Genomic DNA, 18,835 nt, shown 5'->3' on the forward strand with positions numbered 1-18,835 from the left:
TGTTTACTCTTTTTCTGTTTCTTTTTTAATCAATGACGTCAGTTGCGGTCTAAAGCGGTTATGTTTTACCACTCGAATTTGTTCCCGCATCCCATGTAAACTCTCTGTTTGAATATTTAAAACTGTTGAAGCGACAGCATCAACATTCTTTTTCATTACTTTGCCCCAGCCATCAACGGCTAAGGTATGTCCCCATGTTCTACGGGTTCCATGCACACCAACCTGAGCAGGTGCGAGTATAAAGCATTGGTTCTCAATCGCTCTTGCTCTTAACAATGGCTCCCAATGTGCTTTGCCGGTATAACGTGTGAAAGCGGCAGGGACAGAAATAATTTCAGCACCTTGCTCACGCAAAGCCTGAAATAAGCCAGGGAAACGAAGATCATAACAAATCGTCATCCCTAAGCGACCGACGGGTGTATCCACCACTGTAATGTGTTCGCCGCGCTGATAAATCACAGACTCATTATAAGTCCCCTGTTCATCTTCAATATTCACGTCAAACATATGAATTTTGTCATAACGCGCCTGAATTTTTCCTTGGGAGTCGATTAAAATACTGCTGCTCGTAATCCGCTCAGGATCTTCACGGCTAATCAATGGCATTGAACCAATGAGGATCCATACCTTATAGCGTTTTGCCATCATCGCGATAGCTTCTTGCAGAGGACCTTGTCCTTCTATTTCAGCTTGCTTACGGTAAGTCGCCGCATCCGCAAACAACAATGCATTTTCAGGTGTCAATACTAGCTCAACAGTCTCTGGCAACTGCTTAATTTGCTGCTCAATCTGTGCCAAATTATGTTTAGTATTTTTACCGCTGCATAACTGCAAAAGTGCAACATTGCCATTTTTCATTACTCTTGAGTCTCCTTTAGCTGACGCAATACTTCATCAATTTTTGGTTCATCCAAGCTTCCTGTTACACGATAACGTATTACAGAAATTTTGCTCCATAACGGACCAAGGACTTTTGATGCAGCAAATACTGCTGCTCCTGCAAATGGGTTAACTGCAAATGCTGTTGCTACTCCTACTGTAGCAGATATTTCGGGAGTCACTACTGCTTCACCATTAATTTGGCGTTTCACCAAATCAATTTCCCCACTTAACGCAATATCTGCCACTAACCCATCAATGTATACATCTTTTGTTGATAGGATACCATTATGGATCTTGGCGCTGCCTTTAATTGAATCAAAGTCGAAGTCATTACTGAAGGTATCGCGAAAATCAAATTGAAGCTTGCGCAATAGTGCATCAAAGCTCACAAGGCGTAACAACTGTCCAGCTCTTCCCCCGCCCATTTTAGCAATCGCACCTTTACCTAGCTTGGTCGACAATTTGCCATCAAGGGTGGCAATATCTGGAGACCATGGAACATCTTGCCAGTTTAATTGAAAGTCAATGGTATAAGGTGCATCAATAATTGGCACTAAAACACCATAGTAGGCTGCCGTATTATCAAATTGCTCGCCGCTTAGTGAGCCTGCAATCTGTGTCCGATTTTGTTGGCCACTTTGCCAAACTGCATCTAATTTTAATTGATTGACGCTATTGGTTAATGTTCCACCACTCAGTTGCAAGGTATTACCTTGAGGCAGCAAGTGAGCGTTGATCTTGCCTAACTTTTGTCCACCTGCCCAACAATCTTGGCAATGAATCGTCATTTCAGGCCAATAGCTAAAATCAAATGAAGCGCTATCATTACTGCTCGTGGTTTGTTGTCCCGGAAATGCGGTTGGATTGTAATACAGATAATCGATATTTAGTGCCCATGGTTGATTAGCAAAGATCTGGAGTTCACCTTTCAGGTTTTCGCTTGAAACCTTTATCAGTTGCTCTTCAGCTAACAAGCTGAATGAAAGATCTATGTTTTTCCATGCCTGACCACCTAAAGACAGGGAAGGTGTTTTCACCGTCACAGTCTCAGGTAAGCGAATATCGAATGGCTGACTTTTTTGTTTTGGTGAAAATAGGGTATCAAGGGTTTTAAACCAATTTGGGTTAGTGATAGGCGGTAAATCTGCCAATAACGTCGATGACTTAGGTAATTCGGGGGCTTTTCCCTGCCATTGAGCGACTGTCGCTTTATCTAACCCTAATTTCGTTCCACTCAAATCCCATTGGCTATTAAAACCAACACGTTGACCAATATCACCGCCAATCACAAGGTGGTCCGTTGAGCCTTGAGCCGTCGCATTCATTGAACCTAACTCTTTTAATAAATGGTCATCCAAAGCAGGTAAACGACTTTTTAATTTATCTAGCCCTGCCTTGAAAGCGACTTTCAATGCCATTTTTTCGCTTGCCGTATTCGGTAATAATATTTCAATTTGGCTGCTCCAATCACTGCTGCCAGCAAGCTTTTGTTTTATGGAGTCAGGTAATTGCGCAATCTTTGCGAGATCCCAATTTCCTTTCAAATCCACATTTACTTGATAATTTTTGGGGTTATCCTGAGTGGAAAAGTCTATTGCTACCGGCTGACCAAACCAATGCCCTGCTAACCTGTTGCCAACTAAGTTGCCATTATTGAATTGGAAACTTCCACTTAGCGCCGTCAGTTTGCTCGCAATTGGCTTAATAAATAGGTCGTTTTTATCTAAATAAACCTGCCCTTTGGCAACCACCTCTTTACCTGCCGATAGTGGAATGGATAATCCAAGCTCCCCTTTCACACTACCACCAATTTGTAATTCGTCTAGTGTGTCACCAATCGAGTGTTTCATTGGTGTTGTGGTGAAATATTGTTGAATTTGAGAACCTGTCCCCGCTAGATCCGCATTAATAAACAGCATCTCATCTTGATATTCAGGAATGTCTGCCGTTAAATTTGTCGCAATCGCATCGCCCAATTTAACTTTTTCGGCACGCATCGCCAAACTGGAACGTTGGAAATCAAGATTAATATCAAGGTCAAATAGCGCAGGCCAGCCTTCATCATATTCAAACGTGGCATTATGTAATGGTACGAATACCTGAAACTGTCCATCGTTACCATAAAATGGAAAATGTGCAGGATCCCCTTTAAACACCAGAGTAGCTTCATCGACTTTCCCTGCAATGATGGCTTTGGATAAGTAATCCGCTAGCTCTTGCCCCATCAGTTTTTGAGGGAAATAGCGCCATGCATCACCAGCATCAGTCACACTAATGCCAGCTAATATGCTGAGGTCACTCTCATCACGCTTTTTCGAGGTTAAAAAGTTAAATTGGCCGTTAGCCCAGACTGAGATAGCTTGGACATCAATGCTATCGCTCCATAGTCTGAACTGGCTGTCATCATTTTGCCAATAAAAACGCCCAACCGCCTTGCTCACTTTAAACGGCGCTTTAAATTCTGGCTCATAGTCAACTTCACTATTTTCTAGTGAGGCATCCAAAACACCTCGTTGCATATTGCCCACTAAAACCCCGGTAAAGTGGTCAACTGAAGGCAATTGCTTCCATTTTTTCCAGCTAACATTCTGCCAGTCCATATCGATTTGCGTATGGTCGAGTTGTTCTGGCGTGATATCCAAAGAAAAAGCAGATAACACCCCTTTAGGTTGGCGGTGCTGCCAATCTTGTACCGTTTCAGGAGTTACAAATGAGAACGTGGGTAATACTTCACTTAAGCGTTCTAGCTCAATATTTTTAGCTCGGATACGCCAATGGTCTTGTTGGTTATATTTCATCGATGAGGGAAGATACAGCACCGAAACACTGCCATTTGGCCAAATATATTCGTTTGTTTTTAATGTATTTAGCTCAGGAATGTTAAATAACCATCCTTCACCCTGTCTTCTCATTCGAATCAATAAATCATTAACTTGTAGGTTCTGGGCTAAAGGCGCCTCTCCCCAGTTGGCTTCACCTTGGCGTAACTGTAGTAACCCGCTATCAATACGATTATTTTTAATACTCACCCAAGAAGATAAGCTGAAATTAGCGTCGCGTAATCCTGTATTTTCGCGTAACCACCGGCTAAGCCATGGTTGCATATCAATGTTATCGGCTTGCAGATAGACAGTGCCGTCACTCAAGATGCCATTTTTATCTTTCACATCCAGTTTGACCTGCAAAAAACCATGCTGCTTATTAATCGTCTCTAGGCTAACAAAGCCTTGAGCACGATGACGCTCTTGTTCATTAAGCCATGTTAACTCAGGTAAAATAAGCGTCGTTTTTTGTTCTGAAGGAGTGAGAAATGTGAGTTGGCTATTTTTCAGCGTAAAATGATTAAACTGTTTTAAAAATAGCCCTTCAATGCCGTCGCTATCGATCGGTTCAGCGCTGCCTTCGAAACTAAAAGGCACCTTATAATCCACATCAAGTTGATAAAAGGTAATATCTCGAAAACGCCATGTTAAAGAAAGAATAGAGCGCCAAATATCCAGTTCAATCGCAATTTTGCTGGCTGTTGCATCAACCTCAGGGTTATGAACAACCACATCCCTCAAGGTAAAAACAGGTCCAAAAGATTGCCAAGCACCTTCTATCTCACCAATTTGTAGTGAGATATCAGTATTTTTTTCAATATAAGCAATAATGCCTTGCTGATAATGATTAACATTCGGTAAGAAGAAACGTAGCCCTGTTAACAGCAATGCACAAAGCAGCAGCACGATAGCCGTGGTCATCCATACTACTCTTGGCAGTCGTTTCACCCGTTTCTCCTTCAAGTAAACACTACATCATGATGACGTCAAATTGTTCCTGACTGTATAAAGACTCAGTCTGGACTTTAACCTGCTTACCAACAAAGATTTCAACTTCGGCTAAAGCATGAGATTCATCACCCATCAGTGCATCAACCACCGCTTGAGAAGCATAAACTAAGAACCTATCGGCATCGATAGTACGATGAACACGCACAATTTCTCGCAGAATCTCATAACACACGGTCTCAACAGATTTAACCGTTCCTCTACCTTGACAGGTCGGACACACATCACATAACACATGCTCAAGGCTCTCACGTGTACGCTTGCGTGTCATTTCAACAAGCCCCAATTGAGAAAAACCATTAATCGTGGTTTTCACCTTATCTTTACTCAATGCTTGTTCCAAAGAGGCCAGAACGCGGCGGCGATGTTCCAAATCACCCATATCGATGAAATCAATGATAATGATCCCACCCAAATTTCTGAGTCGTAACTGACGAGCGATAGCTTGAGTGGCTTCTATATTGGTATTAAATATAGTCTCTTCGAGATTACGATGACCAACAAATGCCCCAGTATTAATATCGATAGTGGTCATCGCTTCTGTTTGATCGATAATCAGATACCCACCCGATTTCAGCTCAACTTTACGATCCATTGCGCGCTGAATTTCATTCTCAACATCGAACAAATCAAAGATAGGCTGATTGCCTTGATACAATTCAAGCTTAGCCGTCATTTCAGGAACATATTCATCAATAAATTCTTGTAACTGCTTATAGGTTAGACGAGAATCTACGCGAATTCTATCCAATGAAGCGCCAGCGAAATCACGAATTATCCGGTAAGCGAGTGACAATTCACCATAAATTTTAGTGCGAGTGATATTACGTTTCTTACGTTCAATCACTTTTGCCCATAAACGTTTGAGGAAAGCGGCATCTTGCTTCACTTCATCTTCGCCCACCCCTTCCGCGGCGGTACGTATAATAAAGCCACCGTTTTCATCACAATATTGAGACACACACTCTTTTAAACGTTCGCGTTCACTTTCACTCTCGATACGCTGTGATACCCCGACATGGGATGCGCCGGGCATGAAGACCAAGTAACGCGACGGTAAGGTAATATCCGTGGTGAGTCTTGCACCTTTGGTTCCTAGCGGATCTTTCACCACTTGGACAATGAGGTCTTGTCCTTGCTTAACCAGTTCCGCAATATCTCTAACATGAAAGTTTTTCTGCTCTTCGCCCGCAATACATTCAGTGTGTGGCATGATATCAGACGCATGCAAAAAAGCGGCTTTATCGAGACCAATATCAACAAAGGCCGCCTGCATACCGGGCAACACACGGCTCACACGACCTTTGTAAATATTCCCTACAATTCCTCTTTTTGCTTCTCGCTCTACATGTATTTCTTGCAAAACACCGCCATCTATATAAGCTACGCGCGTTTCAGATGGTGTAACATTTACTAATAACTCAGCAGTCATGACATCCCCTTACCATCACTTAGCGCTAAAAATCGTTGTATTAATTCATCTGTTTCTACTAAAGGTAAACCGACAACCGCATGGTAACTGCCATTAATTCGCCTAACATAGCATCCCCCCTTTCCTTGTATTCCATATGCACCGGCTTTATCCATTGGCTCCCCTGATTTGATATAATCCTTTATTTCCGCTACAGATAATTCGCGGAACGTCACATCTGTCACAACGAGATGCGTCAATGTGTGATCCTTGTTTGAGATTGCGACAGCGGTCATCACTTGGTGCGTATTGCCAGAAAGGGATAACAACATTTCTTGCGCATGTTGCTCGTTACGGGGCTTCTCTAAAATTTGATTATTAAGAACAACAATTGTATCAGCGCCAATGACAGGATAATCGTTGGCGGCTATTTTGACGCCAGCCTGTGATTTTTCTCGAGCCAAACGTTGCACATAAGCTTCTGGGGTTTCACCCTCTTGCCATTGTTCCTCAACGACAGGGCTCAATATATCAAAGTGATAACCCAGTAATTGCACTAATTCTCTTCTTCGTGGTGAACCTGAAGCTAAATAGATATAACTCATAAACGATATCCTAGAGATAATTGCCCGCCGCTAAAATCTTAACACACTGAAAACTGACGGCGAATTTTCCGTAATAGCAAAAACAACCATGGCCACAGGATACCATTCACAAGACTATTCCAGAATACTTGTGGGTGGAATAATACTTGTGAAGAAACAAATTCTGCCCAAAATACCGTCATATCCAATATCACGGTCAGTAAGACAATCATTAAGGCTTGCTGCCACAGCGCCATATTTCTCAGTAACTGGTATTTGTAAGAGACAAGATAGCAGATAATACTGTAAGAAAGGGCATGAACCCCTAGCGCTGAACCTTGAATAGAATCAACGATGATACCAAGAATAAAGCTTGTGCCAACACTGACACGATGTGGCAACGCCATCACCCAATAAATCAAGATCAACAATAGCCACGATGGCCTGTAAAACGTAAATTGTTCAGGCCATGGTATCACTTGTAAAATCAATGCGATGAAAAAAGAGATCCAGATAATACTGCGACCATTACCACGATATTCATCCATTTAGCTTACCCTCTTTTACCCATAGCCATTGCACCTTCCTTTATGGTTGGGCTTCCTGAGACAGTGATGGAGGTAATGGTGGTCCCTGAATTTCACTAGGATTTGGTAATACCTGTGGGAGCACCTTCATCAGACGCTCATTCGCAGCACGATATACCTCAGAAGGCTGTAATGGTGTAACGGTATCATTGTCATTACCCCATAATAGCAACAAATAACGTAAGCGTTGTAACTCAGCACTCGGGCGCGCACTAATGATCGTATAAGCTCGCTGAGTATCATGCTTCACGTTTGAGACAACAGCGACTGGGTATCCTTCAGGGAAACGCCCACCAAGCCCTGACGTCACCAGTACATCACCAACACGAATATCGGTATTTTCAGGTAGTGGCTCTAACTGTAAATCATCTGCACAGCCAGAACCGGCGGCTATCACACGAATATCATTACGTAACACTTGAACCGGCAGGGCATGCGTAGTATCGCAAATCAATAAAACGCGGCTACTAAACTGGCTGACGCCAACAACTTGCCCCACAACACCTTTATCACTGATAACGGGCTGCCCTTCATAGACGTTATCATTCTCACCTTTGTCGATAACGACTTGATCACGATAAGGGGTATTGGCACCAGAAATGACCTGAGTCACCATCATATGTTCGTCTTGGCGCAGGGGCGACCCGAGAAGCTCTCGAAGACGTGAGTTTTCTTGCTTGAGTTGCTCTAACAAAAGACTATCGGCTTTTTTTAATAGCAACTCTTGACGTAATGCCTTGTTTTCAAATTGAAGTTGCTCTCGTAAGGCGAAATTTTCCGACACATTATCAAGAAACTGACGCGGGCCATTCGCCAAAAAGTAAAATGGGCTGACCGCCGTGTCTAAATAGTTACGGATTTTATTGAAAGGCTCAAAACGATGGTCAATCACTACCAGTGCTATTGCGGCAATGACAGCAATAAAAATACGCAACTGGAGCGATGGCCCTCGCCTAAAAATCGGCTTCATGTATGGCTGAGTTTCACTAAATTCAGAGGAACAAAAATAGGCAAAGCAGCAGCTGGGGTAACAACCCCAGCTTGCCTATGGCGTTATTTAGTCTTCGCTAAACAGATCACCGCCGTGCATATCGATCATCTCTAATGCCTTGCCACCACCTCGAGCAACGCAAGTTAAAGGATCTTCTGCAACAATAACAGGGATACCTGTCTCTTCCATGAGTAAGCGATCAAGGTTGCGAAGCAGTGCTCCCCCCCCCGTCAATACCATACCACGCTCTGAAATATCAGAGGCTAATTCAGGAGGACATTGCTCTAATGCTAACATCACAGCGCTAACAATCCCCGTTAGTGGCTCTTGTAATGCCTCTAAAATCTCATTTGAGTTCATTTTGAAGCCGCGAGGAACACCTTCAGCAAGGTTACGTCCACGCACTTCAATTTCATAGACTTCATCAGTTGGATAAGCTGAACCAATGCCGTGTTTAATACGCTCAGCCGTTGCTTCACCGATTAAAGAACCATAATTGCGACGCACATAGTTAATGATTGCTTCATCAAAGCGGTCACCACCAATGCGAACAGAAGAAGAATACACAACACCGTTCAATGAGATAACAGCAACTTCAGTCGTGCCACCACCAATATCAACCACCATTGAACCCGTTGCTTCAGAAACTGGTAAGCCAGCGCCAATTGCTGCTGCCATCGGCTCTTCAATCAAAAAGACTTCACGTGCGCCTGCGCTCAACGCGGATTCACGTATCGCTTTACGCTCAACTTGCGTTGCACCAACAGGTACGCAAACCAACACTCGTGGGCTTGGACGAAGAAAACTATTGCTATGCACCTGTTTGATAAAATGCTGCAACATTTTTTCAGTTAAGAAAAAGTCAGCAATAACACCATCTTTCATCGGTCTTATTGCGGAAATATTGCCTGGTGTACGCCCCAGCATTTGCTTAGCTTCACCACCTACGGCTGCGACGCTCTTTGGCGTGCCAGAACGATCTTGGCGAATAGCGACAACAGAAGGTTCATTTAATTTTACGCCTTGTCCTTTGACATAAATGAGGGTATTGGCCGTACCCAAGTCAATTGACAGGTCATTAGAAAACATGCCACGAAATTTTTTAAACATAACGAAAGGGTTATCCTGCAAGCTGGGGACGAATAAAAACCCGTCTACTCTACCAACCACTTGAAGCTGTCTCAAGGCGTTAATGAGCCGCTTCAAAAAATATGGTTAATCCATCTGTTGTTACAGTATAAATTACTGTACATGCCTCTTTTGAAAACGAAGCAGATAACAACCTTTAAAAATAGCCATTAATTGGTGAGTAAATTTAACTTATTTATGAATGAATAAATCTATCAACAGCTAATCGCTCTTTGGTTGTTATATACGCCGTCTTCTGTTCCACCCTGTGTTGACAAGTTTTTATAGCTACAAGTTCAAATAAATTTCTTGTTATTTTTTTATTGTTGCACATCGACCAACTTCACAGCTAAATATGTGCATTTTCTGTATGTTAGTTACATAAACCACCAAATGACCTATGTAATATTACCTATACACAAACAGAAACCTTCTTAACGTGATATTCTGCACGATAAAACAGTATTTATGCCAGAAAAAATTACATTTTTACAAATTAATTACAATAACAACAATACTACCATCACAACTTAATTAACATCGATGAAAGTACTAAAGTTGATATCATCAATTATACTCAATTTTACTCGGAAAATTCCCATATAAAATTAGGAGCGAAGTATGAAAGCCCTCGTCCTACAGAAAGAAAATGACCAGCTAACAACCGAAATACAGACCATTCCTACCGAGCAACTCCCCGCAGGTGATGTTATCGTTGATATTCATTGGTCTACATTAAATTATAAAGATGCCTTAGCCATCAATGGCAAAGCCGGTATTGTTCGCCAATATCCCATGGTGCCTGGTATTGATTTTTCGGGTGTGGTACATCATAGCGAGGATCCTCGTTTTAGCGTTGGGCAACATGTTTTACTCACCGGTTGGGGCGTAGGCGAAACACATTGGGGTGGACTCGCAACTCGGGCTCGAGTGCCTGCTAATTTCCTCACCCCGCTTCCTGAACATCTGTCATTACGCCAAGCCATGATCATTGGCACTGCCGGTTTTACAGCCATGCTGTGCGTTAACGCATTAGAGGATGCGGGGATAACGCCAGATAAAGGGGAAGTGATCGTCAGTGGAGCCAGTGGAGGAGTTGGTTCCACCGCAATCCAACTATTATCATCCCTTGGCTACGATGTGGTCGCGATTTCTGGTCGCCAAGAAAATAGTGATTACTTGCAGCAAATCGGTGCCAAAAGCGTGTTACCTCGCAGTGAATTTACGTCGCCCGCGAAACCCTTAGACAAACAACATTGGGCGGGGGCTATCGATACCGTTGGCGGAGATGTACTGGCAAATATACTGGCACAAACGCACTACAACGGTGCCGTTGCTGCTTGTGGCCTGGCGGGCGGTTTTTCACTTCCTACCACCGTCATGCCATTTATATTGCGTAATATTCGTCTACAAGGTATCGATTCTGTTTATTACCCTGCCGCAAAACGCCCAGCAGTGTGGCAGCGCCTTTCTCAATTACTTCCTGAGTCATTTTATACGCATATCACATGCGAAATCACTTTGGAACAATCCATCGAGTATGCACAAAAGTTCTTAAAAAATCAGATAACAGGGCGTACACTTGTTAATGTTTTAAGTGCATAAAATACAACGTGTGCGGATAAATTCAAAAATTTGGATTGCCGCACAATTCAAAAAATAAGTTCGGGTAATTTCTCTGATAAGACCAGTATTTTGCTGTCATATGCCACGAAATAATTATAATAGTGTTTTTTATCCGTAAAGATTTCATTTATTTTTATGATAAAAGATGACAAACCATCAACATCAGGTTATGTTGTCAGGTTATTGACATATCGTCGGAGTTAGCAACACAATGACAGAAGATACTCACATTTTACTCCTCAATGGACCGAATCTAAATCTACTTGGTACTAGAGAGCCTGACAAATACGGCAATCTCACGCTAGTAGACATAGTTTCCAAACTAACGGCGGAAGCGGAACATCTAGGCGTAAAATTGAGTCATTTTCAGTCGAATGCAGAGCACGAATTGATAGATAAAATTCATGCAGCAAGGGATAACGTCGATTTTATCCTGATTAATCCAGCTGCATTCACGCATACAAGTGTTGCCCTGCGTGATGCATTGTTAGCAGTTGCACTCCCGTTTATCGAGATTCACCTGTCTAATGTGCACGCCAGAGAACCATTTCGCCATCACTCCTATCTCTCCGATAAAGCTGTCGGCGTAATTTGTGGTCTTGGCGCTGATGGTTACAGTTTCGCGTTACAGGCAGCGGTTAACCGTCTGTCATCAATTCATTAAATCCAAATATAAGAGTACGGAATCATATCCATGGATATTCGTAAAATTAAAAAGCTGATCGAGCTGGTTGAAGAGTCTGGCATTTCTGAACTGGAGATTTCTGAAGGTGAAGAATCAGTACGTATCAGCCGTGTTTCAGCGACTTCTCAGGTTATGTCGGCACCTCAACAATTTTATTCAGCTCCAGCTGCACAACCTGCATTAGCAGCGGCTGTTGCACCGGCTCAAGAAGCACCTGCTGCAACGCCATCCACCGCACCTGCGGCTGTATCGGGTCATCAAGTACGCTCTCCAATGGTTGGTACTTTCTACCGCTCACCAAGTCCAGAAGCAAAACCATTTATTGAAGTTGGACAGACTGTCAATGTTGGCGATCCACTTTTCATCATTGAAGCGATGAAAATGATGAACCAAATTGAAGCAGAAAAAGCAGGTGTTGTGAAAGCAATCCTGGCACAGAACGGTGAGCCAATTGAATATGACCAGCCGTTGGTTGTTATCGAATAACGAGGCGTTTCCATGCTGGAAAAAATTGTCATTGCTAACCGTGGCGAAATCGCACTACGTATTCTTCGAGCCTGTAAAGAATTAGGTATCAAGACCGTAGCCGTTCACTCCGCGGCAGATAGTGATCTAAAACATGTGTTGTTGGCTGACGAAACTATTTGTATCGGTCCAGCCGCATCCACAAAAAGCTACCTGAACATTCCCGCTATCATTTCAGCGGCAGAAATTTCAGGTGCTCAAGCTATTCACCCAGGATATGGTTTCCTGTCTGAGAATGCTGATTTTGCAGAACAAGTTGAGCGTTCAGGGTTTATTTTTATCGGACCTAAAGCTGAAACCATCCGCCTAATGGGCGACAAAGTTTCCGCTATCGAGGCGATGAAACTTGCAGGTGTACCTTGCGTCCCCGGTTCCGATGGCCCTCTTGGCAGCGATACAGACAAAAACCGAGCTATCGCACAGCGTATCGGTTACCCAGTGATCATTAAAGCATCGGGTGGCGGTGGTGGTCGTGGTATGCGTGTCGTACGCCATGAAAAAGACTTAGATTCATCAATCAGCCTAACCCGTGCCGAAGCTAAAGCGGCTTTCAACAACGATATGGTTTATATGGAAAAATTCCTTGAAAACCCTCGTCACGTTGAAATCCAAGTTATGGCTGATGGCCAAGGTAATGCTATCTATTTAGCAGAACGCGATTGTTCAATGCAACGTCGCCACCAGAAAGTCGTTGAAGAGGCACCTGCGCCGGGTATCACGCCTGAAGTTCGCCGTAGTATCGGTGAGCGTTGTGCAAATGCCTGTATCGAAATCGGCTACCGCGGTGCGGGAACATTCGAATTCCTGTATGAAAACGGTGAGTTCTACTTTATTGAGATGAACACCCGTATTCAAGTTGAGCATCCTGTAACAGAAATGATTACGGGTGTTGACTTAATTAAAGAACAGCTACGTGTTGCTTCAGGCTTACCGTTGTCTGTCAAACAGGAAGATATCGTTGTTCACGGTCATGCGATTGAATGCCGTATCAACGCAGAAGATCCAAACACCTTTATGCCTAGCCCAGGTAAGATCACTCGTTTCCATTCTCCGGGTGGCTTTGGTGTGCGTTGGGAGTCCCATATTTATGCAGGCTATACCGTGCCTCCATATTATGACTCAATGATTGGTAAGCTGATCACCTATGGTGAAACTCGTGAAATTGCGATTGTGCGTATGAAAAACGCACTGAATGAGCTTATCATCGATGGTATCAAAACCAACATTGAACTACACCAAATGATCATGAATGATGAAAACTTCCAAAAAGGTGGTACTAACATCCACTATTTGGAGAAAAAATTAGGTATTCAAGAATAATATTCTGAATCACTAAAATAATTCTTTCATTCATCAAATACCGGAAAACACCCTTTCCGGTATTTTTTTGCATCATGAGCAAGAGCTATTTAATATAGTCATTCATTACAATCAATCCAACCAACACAGTGAATAATCGCCATGGCCTTCAAACATCATGATTGGAAAAATATTGGCAAAACACCGGACTACCGCTTTTCCCTAGCAAATGAAAGAACCTTCCTTGCGTGGATAAGAACCGCATTGGCCTTGTTAGCAGGGGCAATCGCTATCGAACAGCTACTGCAAGACTCTTGGTTAAAAACCTTATTAGCGCTTTTTCTGTCATCGGCTGGCGGCATTACCGCAATCATGGCACTGTATCGTTGGCGACAAAACGAGATTGCAATGCGTAAAGAGGAACCTTTGAAATATACCTCTTTTCTCACCATGATGAGCCTGTTTATTGTCTCTATTGCCTTAATTTCCTTACTTTACATCTTACTATAGGTATAGTGATGCGTGACCCTGGCTTACAACCAGAAAGAACACAACAAGCTTGGAGCCGAACTTTACTGCTATTGGCGATCAATGGATTGCTTTTTTTTCGCTTGGGATTATTAGCGTCGTCATGGCTTATGTTTTCTGCTGCACTGATTGCTATCACGCTACTGGGTATCATTAGCTGCAAAAGACATATTTCACGCTCTTATCAAAACAATGGACTAAAAATTGATAGTGCACTTTTTCTCTACATCACTGCGTTCGCTATCTTCGCGATGTCAATTCTATTTATCCTCTCTCTATTCGTAGACAAATAATCCCTATTACCCTACATACACGCCATATTATTCGATGACAAATCGAACATATTCAATAGCCTTTATCGGTTTTTTTACACACATCCCTAGGTTTGTCGTACAATCGCTGATTATTTTTATTTCTATGAGGGGGAAATACGTATGGATAAACGTTTTCTTCAATCAAATAAGGAAGCCCGCTGGTCATTCTATCTGACCATCGCCTATTTAATTGGGTGGGTGATTTGTGCCTATCTTCCAAGCAATACCATTGGAATTACAGGCTTACCTGTATGGTTTGAATGGTCCTGTCTCATTCTACCCATCATTTTCATTTTACTGTGTATTATGATGGTCAACATTATTTTTAAAGATATTCCATTGGAGGACAAGGATGCAGACTGAAGTCCTACTCCCTCTAATAGGCTATCTCGCTTTGGTATTTCTGCTATCTGTGTACGCTTATCGCAAACGCACACAGGGAGCTTTCCTCAATGAGTACTTCCTCGGTAATCGTTCGATGGGTGGCTTTGTACTTGCAATGACCATCACCGCGACCTATGTGAGCGCCAGTTCCTTTATTGGTGGACCAGGAGCTGCCTATAAATACGGTTTAGGCTGGGTGCTACTGGCGATGATCCAATTACCCGCGATCTGGTTATCGTTAGGCGTACTTGGTAAAAAATTTGCTATTTTAGCTCGCCGATATAATGCCGTAACATTGAATGATATGTTGTATGCACGTTATCAAAGCCGCTTTTTAGTCTGGTTTGCAAGCCTCAGCCTGCTGGTGGCTTTTTTCGGTGCGATGACCGTGCAATTTATTGGGGGAGCCAGATTGCTCGAAACCGCAGCCGGTATCCCTTATACCTATGGCTTAATCATTTTTGGTGTCTCAATCGCGCTCTATACCGCGATTGGTGGTTTCCGTGCTAGTGTGCTCAATGATGCCTTACAAGGCCTTGTTATGCTGCTAGGAACAGTGATTTTACTCGTCGCCATTATCTACCATGCCGGTGGACTCAGTGCAGCAGTCGGAAAAATACAGACCATTGACCCTAAATTGGTATCAGTAGAAGGCGCCGATGATATTTTGAGCGCACCTTTCCTTGCGTCTTTCTGGATTTTAGTTTGCTTTGGCGTTATCGGGCTACCACACACCGCAGTGCGCTGTATCTCCTATAAAGACAGTAAAGCTGTTCATCGTGGTATTATTTTAGGCACGATAGTCATGGCAATGTTGATGTTTGGTATGCACTTTGCCGGAGCATTAGGCCGTGCAATTCTGCCAGACCTCACTATCCCTGATCAGGTTATCCCGACATTGATGGTACAAGTATTGCCCCCATTTGCGGCCGGTATTTTTTTAGCGGCGCCAATGGCAGCGATCATGTCCACCATCAACGCACAACTACTGCAATCATCAGCAACTATAGTTAAAGATATCTATTTAAGTGCGGCGCCAGCACAAATTCGAAATGAGAAAAAACTGGCTCGTATTTCCAGTTTTTCAACCTTGATACTGGGTGCTTTGCTGCTCTTTGCCGCATGGGATCCGCCAAAAATGATTATTTGGCTTAATTTATTGGCGTTTGGTGGACTGGAAGCCGTCTTTTTATGGCCACTTGTGCTAGGCCTCTATTGGGAAAAAGCCAATAGTAAAGGTGCTATCAGCGGTATGGTCGTTGGCGGTGTCTCTTATGCACTACTGGCATCATTGAAAATCGAGCTGTTAGGCTTTCATGCCATTGTACCTTCATTGGTATTTAGCCTTATTGCTTTTATTATTGGTAATCTTTTCGGTAAAAATCCAGTACAATCGGCAGCCAATCAATTGGCTACGCCCGCAAAAAATTAAGTAAAAAGAGAATCACTATGCCTTGGATACAACTAAGACTTAACTCAACTGGACAACACGCCGAAGCACTTGGCGATGAACTCATTGAGAGCGGTGCCGTTTCGGTTACCTTTCAAGATAGCCATGACACCCCAGTATTCGAACCGCTCCCTGGAGAAACGCGTTTATGGGGGGATACTGATGTTATTGGCCTCTATGATGCAGAAACGGATATGAAAAGGGTTGTTGCACAATTAGAGAACAGCCCTCTTCTCGAAAAAGGTTTCATTCATAAAATCGAACAACTTGAAGATAAAGATTGGGAAAGAGAATGGATGGACAATTTTCATCCAATGCGCTTTGGGCAACGTCTTTGGATCTGTCCAAGCTGGCGAGATGTTCCTGATCCCAACGCCGTCAATGTGATGTTAGATCCCGGCCTTGCTTTTGGCACGGGAACTCACCCAACCACTTCATTATGCTTAGAGTGGCTAGACGGACTCGATCTTGAAGGTAAAACCGTTATCGACTTTGGTTGTGGATCCGGCATTCTTGCCATCGCAGCCTTGAAACTCGGTGCAGCGCAAGCCATTGGGATCGATATCGATCCTCAAGCCATAATCGCCAGTCGTGATAATGCTGAACGCAATGGTGTTTCAGAACGCTTATCACTCTACTTACCTAAGGATCAACCAAAAGAGCTACAAGCTGACGTGGTCGTCGCGAATATTTTAGCCGGCCCATTACGTGAGTTAGCACCTATGATCAGCGTACTGCCACGTTCAGGCGGTTTATTAGGGCTTTCAGGTGTTCTGGCTACACAAGCAGAAGGCGTTGCCGACGCATATCGTGAGCTATTTGCAATAGACCCTATCGCAGAAAAAGAGGAGTGGTGTCGTATCACTGGTGTCAAGCGTTTTTGATAAATTTATAATAAAAATCAGTGAATAATTTCTTTGAAATTGAAGCGGGAATAGATTATCTTATAGCTCAAATATTGTTCAACTGCTGGTGATTTTCTATCCTGCTTGAGATTTGAACAGGTCAACAATGATTTTTGTGGATTTGCTATAAATTCACTTAACCAGTTGTTATATAAGACTAATAATTGTTTCTTGAAAAAATCAAGATAAAAAAATTAGTAATAAATAACGGTTTGCTCAAAGTTTGTCCTTTCATATCTCGAAAAAAATGCGTAATATACGCGCCCTTGCAGTCACAGTATGGCCCCCTTTAGTTATGCGAATCGGACAATATCAGTTGCGAAACTGTCTTATTGCTGCCCCCATGGCAGGCATAACAGATAGACCATTCCGGTCCCTCTGTTATGACATGGGTGCGGGTATGACAGTCTCAGAAATGCTTTCTTCTAATCCACAGGTTTGGAAGACAGACAAATCGAGACTTAGAATGGTTCATCGCGATGAACCGGGGGTGCGTTCCGTTCAAATAGCTGGCAATGATCCCGATGAAATGGCCGCAGCAGCTCAGATTAATGTTGAGAGTGGTGCCCAAATCATCGATATCAATATGGGCTGTCCAGCTAAAAAAGTGAATCGTAAGCTTGCGGGTTCAGCACTCTTACGTTATCCCGACTTGGTAGAGTCTATCCTGTCGGCGGTAGTGAAAGCAGTTGATGTTCCTGTCACACTGAAGATCCGCACAGGTTGGTCACCTGAAGAACGAAACTGCATAGAAATTGCCAAATTGGCCGAAGATTGTGGTATTCAAGCATTAACTATTCACGGCAGGACGCGTGCCTGTTTGTTCAATGGTGAAGCGGAGTACGACAATATACGGGCAGTTAAGCAGACTGTTGCCATTCCGGTTATTGCCAATGGCGACATTACTGACCCGCTTAAAGCCAGAGCTGTCTTGGATTACACAGGGGCGGATGCCCTGATGGTAGGACGAGCGGCTCAGGGAAGACCCTGGATCTTTCGGGAAATCCAGCATTATCTGGACACAGGTGAAATGTTGCCCCCCATGCCAATGGCAGAGGTGAAGCGCATTATGATAGCGCATGTACAGGAGTTGCACGACTTTTATGGTCAAGGCAAAGGAGCCCGTATAGCGCGCAAACATGTCTCTTGGTATTTGCAGGAGCATGCACCTGATGACCAGTTCCGGCGCTCATTCAACGCCATTGAGGACGCCAGCGAACAGCTGGAGGTGTTGGAAGCATTTTTTGAATACTTTGCGTAAATAAAGATAAGAGCTGACAGAACTATGTTCGAACAACGCGTAAATTCTGACGTACTAACCGTTGCTACTGTAAATTCACAAGATCAAGTAACTCAAAAACCATTGCGTGATTCAGTTAAGCAAGCACTGAAGAACTATTTTGCTCAATTAAACAATCAAGATGTTAACGATTTATATGAGCTGGTATTGGCTGAGGTAGAGCAGCCTTTGTTGGACATGGTTATGCAATATACCCGTGGAAACCAGACCCGTGCAGCCCTGATGATGGGTATCAACCGCGGTACGCTGCGTAAGAAACTGAAAAAATACGGCATGAACTAATCCTAGTCGGTTAATGCCGTGTTTTTAGAAGCACTTCTTGTTTTCAGGAAGTGCTTTTTTATGACCTAAATAAGTCATCTCACTATTGATAACCTCTCCCCACCTGAATATCGATTGATGCTAT

At 43.3% G+C, this 18,835-nt stretch carries 18 protein-coding genes; 11 read left to right on the top strand and 7 right to left on the bottom strand.

The window, feature by feature from the left end; genetic code table 11:
- Positions 1-3: 3 nt before the first annotated feature.
- From nit1 to ACWPW6_RS15725, 7 genes are all read right to left on the bottom strand, one after another.
- Positions 4-858, bottom strand: a complete 855-nt coding sequence (gene nit1, locus ACWPW6_RS15695; RefSeq protein WP_249999319.1) for a deaminated glutathione amidase — start codon at positions 856-858, stop codon at positions 4-6.
- Positions 858-4,652 carry an AsmA2 domain-containing protein YhdP gene (gene yhdP / locus ACWPW6_RS15700; RefSeq protein WP_249999321.1) on the bottom strand — a complete coding sequence of 1,265 codons (3,795 nt, stop codon included), beginning with the start codon at positions 4,650-4,652 and terminating at the stop codon, positions 858-860. Before yhdP ends, nit1 begins: the two co-directional genes overlap by 1 nt.
- 22 nt (positions 4,653-4,674) lie before the next feature.
- Positions 4,675-6,144: a ribonuclease G gene (gene rng / locus ACWPW6_RS15705; RefSeq protein ID WP_154624884.1), complete on the bottom strand. Its 1,470-nt coding sequence runs from the start codon at positions 6,142-6,144 to the stop codon at positions 4,675-4,677.
- The gene (locus tag ACWPW6_RS15710; protein WP_154624883.1) at positions 6,141-6,728 is read right to left on the bottom strand and encodes a Maf family protein; all 588 of its coding nucleotides are present in this window, start codon (positions 6,726-6,728) and stop codon (positions 6,141-6,143) included. The genes rng and ACWPW6_RS15710 overlap by 4 nt, the downstream gene beginning before the upstream one ends.
- 38 nt (positions 6,729-6,766) lie before the next feature.
- Positions 6,767-7,255: a rod shape-determining protein MreD gene (gene mreD / locus ACWPW6_RS15715; RefSeq protein WP_154624882.1), complete on the bottom strand. Its 489-nt coding sequence runs from the start codon at positions 7,253-7,255 to the stop codon at positions 6,767-6,769.
- A gap of 40 nt (positions 7,256-7,295) precedes the next feature.
- Positions 7,296-8,264 (bottom strand): rod shape-determining protein MreC, encoded by a 969-nt coding sequence (gene mreC, locus ACWPW6_RS15720; protein WP_154624881.1) that lies wholly within the window; start codon positions 8,262-8,264, stop codon positions 7,296-7,298.
- An 87-nt stretch (positions 8,265-8,351) separates the two neighbouring features.
- On the bottom strand, positions 8,352-9,395 hold the full coding sequence (locus tag ACWPW6_RS15725) for a rod shape-determining protein (RefSeq protein ID WP_154635575.1): 1,044 nt from the start codon (positions 9,393-9,395) through the stop codon (positions 8,352-8,354).
- 639 nt (positions 9,396-10,034) lie between these two features.
- On the opposite strand from ACWPW6_RS15725, the gene acuI reads away from it, so the two are divergent.
- From acuI to fis, 11 genes are all read left to right on the top strand, one after another.
- Entirely contained in the window at positions 10,035-11,018 is a 984-nt protein-coding gene (gene acuI, locus ACWPW6_RS15730; protein WP_154624879.1) for an acrylyl-CoA reductase (NADPH), read from the top strand.
- A gap of 232 nt (positions 11,019-11,250) precedes the next feature.
- Positions 11,251-11,703, top strand: coding sequence for a type II 3-dehydroquinate dehydratase (gene aroQ, locus ACWPW6_RS15735; protein WP_249999323.1), 453 nt, complete (start codon positions 11,251-11,253; stop codon positions 11,701-11,703).
- A 30-nt stretch (positions 11,704-11,733) separates the two neighbouring features.
- On the top strand, positions 11,734-12,210 hold the full coding sequence (gene accB, locus ACWPW6_RS15740; RefSeq protein ID WP_154624877.1) for an acetyl-CoA carboxylase biotin carboxyl carrier protein: 477 nt from the start codon (positions 11,734-11,736) through the stop codon (positions 12,208-12,210).
- Between the two features lie 12 nt (positions 12,211-12,222).
- Positions 12,223-13,569: an acetyl-CoA carboxylase biotin carboxylase subunit gene (accC, locus tag ACWPW6_RS15745; protein ID WP_154624876.1), complete on the top strand. Its 1,347-nt coding sequence runs from the start codon at positions 12,223-12,225 to the stop codon at positions 13,567-13,569.
- A 141-nt stretch (positions 13,570-13,710) separates the two neighbouring features.
- Positions 13,711-14,058: a YidH family protein gene (locus ACWPW6_RS15750; protein WP_154624875.1), complete on the top strand. Its 348-nt coding sequence runs from the start codon at positions 13,711-13,713 to the stop codon at positions 14,056-14,058.
- An 8-nt stretch (positions 14,059-14,066) separates the two neighbouring features.
- Positions 14,067-14,369 (top strand): DUF202 domain-containing protein, encoded by a 303-nt coding sequence (locus tag ACWPW6_RS15755; RefSeq protein WP_154624874.1) that lies wholly within the window; start codon positions 14,067-14,069, stop codon positions 14,367-14,369.
- Positions 14,370-14,510: 141 nt separating this feature from the next.
- A complete protein-coding gene (locus tag ACWPW6_RS15760) occupies positions 14,511-14,753 on the top strand; it encodes a YhdT family protein (protein WP_154624873.1) in 243 nt (80 codons plus the stop codon).
- The gene (gene panF, locus ACWPW6_RS15765) at positions 14,743-16,206 is read left to right on the top strand and encodes a sodium/pantothenate symporter (RefSeq protein ID WP_247047542.1); all 1,464 of its coding nucleotides are present in this window, start codon (positions 14,743-14,745) and stop codon (positions 16,204-16,206) included. The genes ACWPW6_RS15760 and panF overlap by 11 nt, the downstream gene beginning before the upstream one ends.
- A 17-nt stretch (positions 16,207-16,223) precedes the next feature.
- On the top strand, positions 16,224-17,108 hold the full coding sequence (prmA, locus tag ACWPW6_RS15770) for a 50S ribosomal protein L11 methyltransferase (protein WP_154624871.1): 885 nt from the start codon (positions 16,224-16,226) through the stop codon (positions 17,106-17,108).
- Positions 17,109-17,424: 316 nt separating this feature from the next.
- Positions 17,425-18,390, top strand: coding sequence for a tRNA dihydrouridine synthase DusB (gene dusB / locus ACWPW6_RS15775; RefSeq protein WP_154624870.1), 966 nt, complete (start codon positions 17,425-17,427; stop codon positions 18,388-18,390).
- Positions 18,391-18,414: 24 nt separating this feature from the next.
- Positions 18,415-18,711, top strand: coding sequence for a DNA-binding transcriptional regulator Fis (gene fis / locus ACWPW6_RS15780; RefSeq protein WP_004258438.1), 297 nt, complete (start codon positions 18,415-18,417; stop codon positions 18,709-18,711).
- The last annotated feature ends 124 nt before the right edge of the window (positions 18,712-18,835 follow it).

Source organism: Providencia sp. Marseille-Q8014, assembly GCF_965112055.1.